Source organism: Ruegeria sp. CH6 (assembly GCF_056537005.1).
On sequence record NZ_JBQFQS010000062.1, the window covers coordinates 1 to 509 of the forward strand.

Annotated in this window: 1 rRNA gene; it reads left to right on the top strand. The window is 53.0% G+C overall.

From position 1 onward, the window contains the following. A 23S ribosomal RNA gene (locus ACR0CW_RS23200) occupies positions 1 to 509 on the top strand; the annotation flags it as partial.

Below are 509 nucleotides of genomic sequence, written 5' to 3' on the forward strand. Positions count from 1 at the left end.
TGCAGTGAAGTCAGACCGGAAGGACTGGTGGAGCGCTTAGAAGTGAGAATGCCGGTATGAGTAGCGAAAGACGGGTGAGAATCCCGTCCACCGAATGCCTAAGGTTTCCTGAGGAAGGCTCGTCCGCTCAGGGTTAGTCAGGACCTAAGCCGAGGCCGACAGGCGTAGGCGATGGACAACAGGTTGATATTCCTGTACCACCTCTTTATCGTTTGAGCAATGGAGGGACGCAGAAGGATAGAAGAAGCGTGCGATTGGTTGTGCACGTCCAAGCAGTTAGGCTGATAAGTAGGCAAATCCGCTTATCGTGAAGGCTGAGCTGTGATGGGGAAGCTCCTTATGGAGCGAAGTCTTTGATTCCCCGCTGCCAAGAAAAGCTTCTAGCGAGATAAAAGGTGCCTGTACCGCAAACCGACACAGGTAGGCGAGGAGAGAATCCTAAGGTGTGCGAGAGAACTCTGGTTAAGGAACTCGGCAAAATGACCCCGTAACTTCGGGAGAAGGGGTGC